The 9767-nt window shown below is 49.7% G+C and carries 10 protein-coding genes; 7 read left to right on the top strand and 3 right to left on the bottom strand.

Annotated elements, in window-relative coordinates:
* The coding region (locus Q0294_RS05850; protein WP_299461852.1) for an Nramp family divalent metal transporter at positions 1-557 on the bottom strand (557 nt) is incomplete at its 3' end.
* Between the two features lie 238 nt (positions 558-795).
* Here Q0294_RS05850 and Q0294_RS05845 point away from each other — a divergent pair.
* The 3 genes from Q0294_RS05845 to Q0294_RS05835 all read left to right on the top strand — a co-directional run bounded on the left by Q0294_RS05845 (position 796) and on the right by Q0294_RS05835 (position 3895).
* On the top strand, positions 796-2277 hold the full coding sequence (locus Q0294_RS05845) for a sulfatase (RefSeq protein ID WP_299461850.1): 1482 nt from the start codon (positions 796-798) through the stop codon (positions 2275-2277).
* Between the two features lie 54 nt (positions 2278-2331).
* Positions 2332-2661, top strand: a complete 330-nt coding sequence (locus Q0294_RS05840; RefSeq protein ID WP_299461848.1) for a rhodanese-like domain-containing protein — start codon at positions 2332-2334, stop codon at positions 2659-2661.
* An 88-nt stretch (positions 2662-2749) separates the two neighbouring features.
* On the top strand, positions 2750-3895 hold the full coding sequence (locus Q0294_RS05835) for a lactonase family protein (RefSeq protein ID WP_299461846.1): 1146 nt from the start codon (positions 2750-2752) through the stop codon (positions 3893-3895).
* Between the two features lie 41 nt (positions 3896-3936).
* Here Q0294_RS05835 and Q0294_RS05830 read toward each other — a convergent pair whose 3' ends face one another.
* Positions 3937-4185, bottom strand: coding sequence for a hypothetical protein (locus Q0294_RS05830; RefSeq protein ID WP_299461844.1), 249 nt, complete (start codon positions 4183-4185; stop codon positions 3937-3939).
* Positions 4186-4515: 330 nt separating this feature from the next.
* Between Q0294_RS05830 and Q0294_RS05825 the strand changes: the two genes are divergently transcribed.
* From Q0294_RS05825 to Q0294_RS05815, 3 genes are all read left to right on the top strand, one after another.
* A complete protein-coding gene (locus tag Q0294_RS05825) occupies positions 4516-5505 on the top strand; it encodes a metallophosphoesterase (RefSeq protein ID WP_299461842.1) in 990 nt (329 codons plus the stop codon).
* A gap of 21 nt (positions 5506-5526) precedes the next feature.
* Positions 5527-6069 carry a dihydrofolate reductase family protein gene (locus Q0294_RS05820; RefSeq protein WP_299461841.1) on the top strand — a complete coding sequence of 181 codons (543 nt, stop codon included), beginning with the start codon at positions 5527-5529 and terminating at the stop codon, positions 6067-6069.
* A 177-nt stretch (positions 6070-6246) separates the two neighbouring features.
* Complete coding sequence (locus Q0294_RS05815) at positions 6247-6690, top strand: nuclear transport factor 2 family protein (RefSeq protein ID WP_299461840.1); 444 nt, start codon at positions 6247-6249, stop codon at positions 6688-6690.
* Between the two features lie 6 nt (positions 6691-6696).
* On the opposite strand, the gene Q0294_RS05810 is transcribed toward Q0294_RS05815, so the two are convergent.
* Positions 6697-7632, bottom strand: a complete 936-nt coding sequence (locus Q0294_RS05810) for a TIM barrel protein (protein WP_299461839.1) — start codon at positions 7630-7632, stop codon at positions 6697-6699.
* Positions 7633-7852: 220 nt separating this feature from the next.
* Here Q0294_RS05810 and Q0294_RS05805 point away from each other — a divergent pair, with 220 nt between their 5' ends.
* Positions 7853-9646, top strand: coding sequence for a redoxin domain-containing protein (locus Q0294_RS05805; RefSeq protein WP_299461837.1), 1794 nt, complete (start codon positions 7853-7855; stop codon positions 9644-9646).
* Positions 9647-9767 lie beyond the last annotated feature (121 nt).

Genomic DNA, 9767 nt, shown 5'->3' with positions numbered 1-9767 from the left:
TCGCTACCATATCCGGGAATCACCCCCTCCGCCATTTCCAGGAGATTCGGTTTCGCAAAGTAGAGATTGATCGCAAAGGAAACCAGCATCAGGCCGACAAAAATCCCCATCAAACGCTCGACCAGCTTATAGAGATTCTTAAAGCCGAACAAAAACGCAATCGAAATCGCATTGAAGACCACGATACCATATTTGAAATCGGTATAATTCTCCAGAGCCGAATGTACCCCCATGTTATTCCCGAATTGATATGCAGCGGAGATGAAAAAGACGCCGCAGCCGATTACAATCGTTAACGGCCTGCCCACGGTTTTCGCCAGCAGGGTACATGTGGACTCACTGGTCACGGTTCCCAACCGGGCCCCCATTGACGTATAGACCAGCATGAAGAAAACCGAGACCAGCACGACCCAGATCATGCTGTAGCCTTCTTTAGCCCCCAGATTGGAACTTGTCAAAATACTGCCGGGTCCAATCACAACACAGGCCGTAACCAATCCGGGACCAATCCGCTGCCACCAGTGTGGCCTGACTGCGACTGCTTGTTCTTCACTCATGTTACCGGGTATCCTTAGGGTGTAAGTCATCGTATGACAGATGCAACATGTTTGCTGTTTATTATGCGAAACCGGCTGCGATACACAATCCAATTGATAGTTTGTCCGGTTTTATTTTGGAAACAACCTGTGTACCATTTATGGTGAAATGGCAGGTATTCCTCAATCAAAATCGCTTGCTTGATTGAAACAGGCTGCTCAAAGCCACATGTAAATTATTATTATAGAGGATGGGGCAGTGAAATATTTGTTGAATTTAATCTTATTGACCGGTGTACTGTCAGGGCTGCCAGTCCAACCGGTCTCTGCAGCGCCACAGGCAAAACGCCCCAATTTTATTGTCATCTTCTGCGATAATCTGGGGTACGGCGACATCGAACCGTTCGGCTCGACTGTCAACCGCACCCCCTGTTTAAATCGGATGGCCCGGGAAGGTCGCAAGTTTACTCACTTCTGTGTGACCGCCGGCGTCTGTACTCCCTCGCGTGCTTCGATCATGACCGGCTGTTATTCTCAACGCGTGGGCATGCATTGGAATCCGCGCGACGGCCAGGTGTTGCGGCCGATTTCTCCCTACGGATTAAATCCGGAGGAAATCACGGTCGCCGAAGTCTTGAAAAAGCAAGGTTACAAAACCGGCATGATCGGGAAATGGCATCTGGGAGACCAGCCCCCTTTCCTCCCCACCGCGCAAGGCTTTGATTACTTTTACGGAATCCCTTACAGCGACGACATGACACAAGCCGTCGGAAAACGTCTCGGCGACCGACTGGATGGCAACCGCTGGCCTCCCCTTCCAGTAATGCTGAACGACACCGTGATCGAAGCGGGCGTCGATCGCAATCTATTAACCAAACAATACACCGAGAAGGCAGTCGAGTTTATTGAACAGAACAAAGCTCAGCCTTTCTTCCTCTATTTTCCGCAAGCCATGCCCGGCAGTACGAGCAAACCTTTCGCCAGCGAAGCCTTTCGCGGTAAAAGCAAAAGCGGTCCCTGGGGAGACAGCGTTGAGGAACTCGACTGGTCCACCGGTCAAATCCTGGACAAGCTGGTCGAACTGGGAATCGATGAAAACACGCTGGTGATCTGGACGTCCGACAATGGCTCGCCAATGGCAAAAGATATGAACAGCACGGAACGAGGCACTAACAAACCACTCAACGGTCGCGGCTATACCACGTCTGAAGGCGCGTTCCGCGTTCCCACAATCGTGTGGTGGCCGGGCCAGGTTCCGGAGGGAACCGTTTGCGAAGAACTGGCAACCACCATGGACCTCCTGCCTACTTTTGCGCTTCTCGCCGGCGGAACAGTTCCCACAGATCGGATTATTGATGGTCAGGATATTCGTCCGCTGATTGAGGGCACAGCCGGCGCGAAAACGCCCTATGATGTCTTTTACTATTATGCGATGGAACAACTGCAGGCAGTGCGCAAGGGCCCCTGGAAATTATTTGTACCTCTCAAAGAATTCGACAGACACCCTCACTTCAAAACAGGAGCAGGCTCACAACCACTGTTATTTAATGTCGTGACTGATATCGGTTCAGAACATAACGTGGCTGATCAGCATCCGGAAATTGTCAAGGAACTAATGGCATTAGCAGAACAGGGACGCGCCGACCTAGGCGATACCAATCGTCCCGGAGCCAACCAGCGAAAAGCGGGAAAGATCGAAAACCCGGTTCCACCTACACTCAAAACAACTTCTACAAAATAATCTTCAAGTTTGATTCCATTACGATCTATCATAGAAAACAGCGAAAGAAGCCTGATGCATTCCCTGGAAATTGACTGCCAGACGGTCAAACAGAAACTCGACAGCCACCATCCATTCTTATTGCTCGATTGCCGGGAGCAGGAAGAATATAATTTAGTCCATATCCCGGAGTCCCGGTTGCTTCCCATGAGCGAAATCCAACAGCGCGTCTCCGAGCTGGACGAACATCGCACGACAGAAATCATTGTCTACTGTCATCACGGCATGCGCAGCATGCAAGTTACCGCCTGGTTGCTGCAGGAAGGTTTTACGAACGTCAAAAGCATGCAGGGGGGCATTGATGCCTGGTCCTGTGACATTGACGATTCCAAAATGCGATATTGAACGCCAGCATGGCAGCGACAAAATCAGCCTGATATAATTTCCAACTGCTTTGAACTTTTCATCTATGTCACTACAACGGGAGTTGAGCATGTCATACGAACAGATACTGTTTTTGTTTCCGATTGTCGCCGGTATGGTTTTCAGCAATGCAACACAGGCTGTCGCGTTTGAGAAACCACTGGTATTCATCTCGGCGTTTGCACCCGGAGAAAAAGGAGCCATTCACGCCTTTGAACTCAATCCCTTAACTGGAGAGCTCAAACTCGTAGAGCGGACAACGGATGTGGAACACCCTTTTTTCCTGGCAGTTTCACCGGATAACAAATTCCTGTATTCCATTCACGCACCGGGAAAATTTGGTGGTAAAGAGAATGAGTTCGTGGCTGCCTACGAATTACAGGATCGTACCGGCAAATTGAAGTTATTGAATCGACAGTCTTCTCTGGGAACCGCTTCCTGTTATCTGGATATTGATAAGTCAGGCAAGGCGGTTGTCGTCGCTAACTATTCAACAGGCAGTGTTGCTTCTCTGCCTGTGAAAGAAGATGGATCACTCGGAGAAGCTGCCACATTCATTCAACATACCGGTTCCAGCGTTGATCCCGCGCGTCAGAAAGAACCGCACGCGCACTGCAGCGTCATCAGTCCCGATCAGAAGTTTATGTTCGCAGCCGATCTGGGGCTCGATAAAATATTGGCCTATGATCTCGATTCCAAAACCGCCAAGCTCACTCCCAGTCAGCAATCCTTTGTCAGAACGATTCCGGGTGCCGGCCCGCGGCATCTGACCTTTCACCCTGATGGTAAACATCTCTACGCAATCAATGAGTTGAAAAACTCCGTCACGGAATTTGAGTATGATCCCAAAACCGGCACACTGATTGAGCAGGATACCATTTCCACGCTACCTGCAGACTTCGAAGGTACGAGCCATTGTGCCGACCTGAAAATCGCACCCGATGGTCGTTTTCTCTACGGAACCAATCGCGGACACGACAGCATCGCTGCTTACAAGATTGATGACACAGGAAAGCTGACGCTGATCGGAATCGAACCAAGCCTCGGCAAAGGGCCACAAAATCTGGCCATCACCGCAAACGGCAAATTTTTGCTCTGTGCGAATATGCCCGGCAATAATGTGATTGTGTTTTCAATCGATGAAACAACCGGCAAGCTGACACCCGTGGGAAATCCCATTGAAATGCCCAGCCCGTCCTGCATTATGATCCGTTAAAATAAACAGCTTCTTAAAACGATCCGACACAACCAAGTGCATCACGCACGATGATCGGCGTCCGCCTTCGAAACGGTTTCGTCTTCATCATCTGCGTGTCTGGAATCGTATTCATCCATCAGCGTGGAAGGGCAGGTTTCTTCCTGATCACACTGTTTACAGATAATATGGATCAGATCAGCCCCTCCCAGTTTCAACTGATTCTTTTCACAAAGCTGGTACAGTTCTCTTAAATGCTGGCAGACCATAATGTAATCCTCTTTCTTTGTGCCATGACTCGCGTCAGCCAACGAACAATCATGCGCATCATCTGTGGCAGATCGCGAGATCCTTTGGCTCTATTATTGATAGTTGATTCTTTTGCCTGCTATCGTATTTGAGGCGAACGAATCACACTCCTGTATTCTAACACACGGATCTGCGTTCGTATGCAGATCGAGAAGAAATATTGATTTCTGCAAAAATGATTCCCGTTGGTTGTCGACGATGCCTGCCCGGGCTTAGGATGATAGCTGGAAACGACAGACCATCAGTTTTGGTGTTTCTGAGCCCTTTCATCTTACATCATCAATTACTCGCCCTGAAAACTGAACTTCAGTCGTATTTAGAACAGATAAAACATGAATCAATCGAATCACCCATGGACGTTCCTGCATGTCAATGACAGCCATATGGGAACCGCGCGTTCGTATCGGTTCCGACCTGCCATCAACAAACGCTGGGCGGCAATCAAGCAGCAGATGGCTTCGATTGATGCGGATCTGCTGTTGCACGGCGGCGATCTGACCCGAGATGGCGACACGCATGAATTCGAATATCAGCAAGCCCGCGAAGATCTGGACACGCTTCCCTTCCCCACATTTATCATTCCCGGCAATATGGATGTCGGCAACAAACACGCCTCACAAACCGGGGTTAAACATCGCTGGGATCCGAAGGGATTAGGCTGGAACGACCCGGATCTGAATATGACCGCCAAACGCCTGGATCTGTTCAGCAATTATTTCGGCCCGCTGCAATGGTCGTTTCTGCATCGCGACGTGCGCTTCACCGGTTTTTACGCCGCCGTCGCGGGGACTGGCCTGCCACACGAAAAACGCTTCTGGCGAATGCTGGAACGACTGCCCAAGCTGCCTGCTGCAAAACACCATGTCGCCGTCATGCACTACTGGCCTTTTATGGAACATCCAGACGAACCCGCCTGGGATCTGACAGACGGTGATCAGTATGATAACTGGTATTTCTCGATCGATCCTCCCCATCGACAGCGATTATGGAAGATCCTTAAATCAGCCAATGTTGAAATCTTATTTTGTGGACATGTCCATACAGGCCGCCCCGTGCAAATCGTCGATGGCATCCGCCTCTATCGCACGCAGGCAGCAGGCAACACAGGGCAACTGTCCGAACGCTGGCCCGAAGCAGATACCCGCTTCGGTTTTCATCGCTGTGATGTAACGGACTCTGGTATCGACGTAACCTTCATTCCGGGCAACGATCAATGCGATGAATTCGGAACCTTCGGCCCGTTGGGGCATCCCCCCATCGAAGAACGCGATTATTCCGCTGCCGAGCAGCAACCATCCATCCAACCTGACACCGATTTATAAAGAGACAAATTGGATTACTCCGTGAAAACTTCCGTTTATATCGCCACCAGCCTGGATGGTTTTATCGCCCGCGAAAATGGTGAACTGGACTGGTTGCCCGGCATTGATGACAATAGTGACGGAAAGGGAGAAGACTTCGGATATCACGAATTCATGAATTCTATCGATGTCCTGATTATGGGACGTCTCACTTTTGAAACGGTCCGGTCATTCGAACAATGGCCTTATGGAGATAAGCGGGTGATTGTTCTCAGCAGTCAGCCACTTCAAATCCCGAACGATTTATCTGACAAGGTGGAATCGACATCCTGTCCTCCAGCAGAACTGATTCAGAAACTCTCTGAGGAAAACTGCCAGCACATCTACATCGACGGCGGCAAAACCATTCAAAGTTTTCTCAACGCCGATCTGATTCAGGAACTGATCATTACCCGCATTCCGGTTTTGATCGGCAGCGGTATTCCCCTGTTTGGCCCTTTAGACAAAGACAGAAAACTCCGCCACATACTAACCCGCACGTTTGAAAATGGGTTTGTGCAAAGTAAATACGAATTGATAAATTAGAACGAAGCCGCTTTCTTTTTCCATTAATCGCTGGAATTCATCTTTCACACACAGCCCGCAAATCCTATATTTTAATTTGTATTTAAAGGACAGACAAAAAAACCATACCACAATCGATACTTGATATCATCTCTGGTTCACTTCCCAGGCCAGATTTCCGCTTGAAAGGAGACGCTCATGCCGATTCGATCTCTTCTGCTCGCCGTGCTTTGCAGTTTACTCGCAGGATCAGTGTTATTTGCACAAGACCCGCCGGACAATAAGAATGCAGAGCTTCTGAAAGCAATCCAAACATTAGATACCGCGTTCGAAAAACAAGATAAGGACGCCATTCGTAAGCTGACAGATCCCAATCACATTTCGATTGCCCCCACTTATCAGTTCTTTAATCAGGAAGATCAGCTGAAGGCGTTACCAGAACTGAAAATATCGGTCTTCAAATCGGGGCCGAAACGGATCATTCGCATTACTCCCGAAACAGCACTCGTCGCGTATGAAGCCAATCTGGAAGGCACATACGCTGGAAAAAAGCTTCCAGGTCGCGTACAAATAGTTGAATCGTGGGTCAGACGCCGCGGGAAGTGGATGGAAACATCTTATCAGGAAACGCCCCTGCCCTGATCTATTTCATTGATGTGAATCAACTTTTGCTGCCTCTTTCATCCAGCCTTGCAGCATCTCGCGCAACAGGACCAGCTCTTTAAAGAGTTGTTTGCGGTCTTTATTTGCATGTTCGAAACACCACGGACCGCGAAAGCCGACGTTCCAGCCAATCTCAAAACAACGTTTGAGATCGTACAACGGATGTTCTCCGTTGAGCCCCAGATTCCTGGCCTTGAAATCACAGGTCACCGCGATGGGGAATGTTTTTTCCAAACCGGCATAACGGATTGCGTCACTGTCCCAGTTTCCGGTATCGGGGCAAGCCGCAACATTATCACCGATGGCCTTGACCAGCTTCACCACCGATTCCGGATCATCCTGCATCCAGCCATAATTTTCCACCAGCAGTTGCACATTCCGTTCGGCGCCGTATTCACATAACTCCTGGTAACTGGCGATGTGAATTTTCATGTCTGGACGTTGGATGAGCGGCAACGGGCGCGCCCATTTTAAACCCAGATGAGCGGCGACGTCGATCGATTGTTTATAAGTGGCCAGTGCTTTATTACGAATCGCGGAGTCGGCACTATTCATATCCAGTTTGCCCTGATTCATTTTCAAATTGGTCAACACGCAACCCGTCTTGTCTGCTGCCACACGGACCTGATCGAGATATTTTTTGTCCGTCGATGCCAAAGTTGATGTATTCAGGTCAATTACAGTCATGCCCAGTTCGTCGCGCAAAATTCTTGGAAGCTCCAGCAGGGTAAATTTCCCTTTCGCCGCCCGGGGAGCAATATGCCCCGAGAATGAGGATGTCGTGATTCCCAACGCATTGTCGAGCGGATTACCCGCCTGCTTTTTTCCATTTGATTCTGCTGTTAATAACGGAGTTCCCAGACAGGAAGCAGCCAGAACACCGCCGCCCGCACTCAGAAAATGTCTTCTTGAGATCTTCATTTTTGCTTCTCCAGCCAAATAAGGTACAATCAGAATGTGATTTTCAGGAAGTTTTCTGGGGCCTGATATCGTACGCGATTTTACTGGTTGATGTAATCAAAAAGTCAAAAATCACGATCCCGTAATTTTCCTGAAACGCAAAGCAGTGATCCGGGGTATTTCATTCAGAGCCCCCACCCATAACGAGAAAAGAAACCACCGCTTAAAAAATGGATTTCAGATGAAACCTCACATTCGAATGCCGTTTACTTTGTTGCTGATCATCGCAACTTGCCTGCCCCGGATTTTTGCAGCAGAACCGGAAAGCCCCAGACCCAATATAGGCTCGAATGTGGGAACACTTCAATTTAAGGACATCCGCTACCTGAAACGCTCGCTGAGTGACTTCAAAGATCAAAGGGCCTTCGTCCTGATTGCCTGTAATACAACTTGCCCTTTAGTGAAACGCTATCTGCCCAAGCTGAAACGCCTGGAACAGCAATTTAGCCCGCAAGGAGTTCAGTTTATCGCCTTACATACAGGCCCCACAGATTCGATTCGCGAAATCGCCGAATATGCCATCGAGCATGAGGTTCCCTTCCCCAGTGTCCAGGATATCAAAGGGCGCTCCGTGCAGGCGCTGGGTCTGGAGCGAACCCCCGAAGTAGTCGTCCTCGATGCACAGTTCCAGCTCCGGTATCGCGGCCGGATTGATGATCAATATCGCATCGGCGGCACACTTCCCCAGCCGACACAAAACAACCTCGTGGATGCACTCGAAGCCGTTTTGAAAAACAAACCGGTTAAAGTGCCGGAAACCAATGTGGATGGCTGTACGATTACGCCGCATGTCCCCAAACCCGCCGACAAATCAGTCACCTATTATGATGACATTCAGCCACTCATGAAAAGACATTGTGTGGACTGCCATCGGCCCGAGACCGAAGCTCCCTTCGCTTTGACGTCTATTAAAGAAGTACAAAATAACGGTGCGATGATTGCCGATGTTGTCGCAGACCAGCGCATGCCCCCCTGGTATGGCGGCACTTCACACGCCGAATTTACCAATCACCGGGGCATGTCGCGTAAAGAACGCACGCTGATCGCTGACTGGTTTCAGGCAGGCATGCCAGCCGGCGAAGAACCCGCGAATGCGACACCCGTGATTTCGCCACAGTCCCGTAAAAATTGGCTGATCGGTGAGCCCGACCTGAAAATCAGCATGTTCGAAACACATACGCTGCCGGCCGACGGTTATATTCCCTATCGCTACACGGTACTGCCTTATATTTTCCCGGAAGACACCTGGGTTTCGTCGATTGAAATCAAACCCGATAACCCGAATGTCGTGCATCACTGCAACATGGCCGCCGTCAGCCTGACGGAAAAATGGAACGATTCGAACTTCATCACCGGCAAAGTCCCCGGCTCCGGACCAACGATGCTGCCCGAGGGATTGGGAATTCTGATTCCAAAAGGGAGTGCGCTCGCGCTGCAGATCCATTACACATCCACAGGAAAACCTGAGAACTGTAAAATCTCGGTCGGATTCAAATATGTGGAAGGCAAAGTACAGAAACGGTATCGCTTCCTGATCCTCAATAACACAAAGTTCACGATTCCCCCTGGTGCCCCGCAGCACGAAGTCAGCAATTCCCAAACGCTCGACCGCGACGCCCATGGCATCGGCTTATTCGCCCACATGCATCTCCGCGGCAAAGATCTCTCATTCCGCGCCCACTACCCGGACGGAAAAGATCAAACACTGCTCGTGATCCCCAACTACAATTTCGACTGGCAGATCGGTTATCTCTGGAAAGACCAGCGAAATTTCTTCCCTCAAGGCACCCGTATCGAAGCGATCGCCCACTACGACAATTCGGCATTCAACCCCTATAACCCCGACCCGACCGCCAGCGTCAGAAACGGTCCGCAGACCTATCACGAAATGATGTACGCGTTTTTCTTCTACACTTATGCGGACGAACGCCTGGAGTTGGCAATCGATCCGAAAACAGGTCAGGCGTTGAAGTAACTCCCCAAATCACCTGATTGCGGTACGTAAAAAAGCCTTACTCAAACATTTCTGTCTGAGTAAGGCTTTGTATAAGCAAAAGGTTGGTGGTCAAGTTTTAAGAGCTTCGTCCTAAAAGGCT

It is taken from the genome of uncultured Gimesia sp. (assembly GCF_937919775.1).
Classification (GTDB): Bacteria; Planctomycetota; Planctomycetia; order Planctomycetales; family Planctomycetaceae; genus Gimesia.
This window is presented reverse-complemented; position numbering and strand designations above follow the sequence as displayed.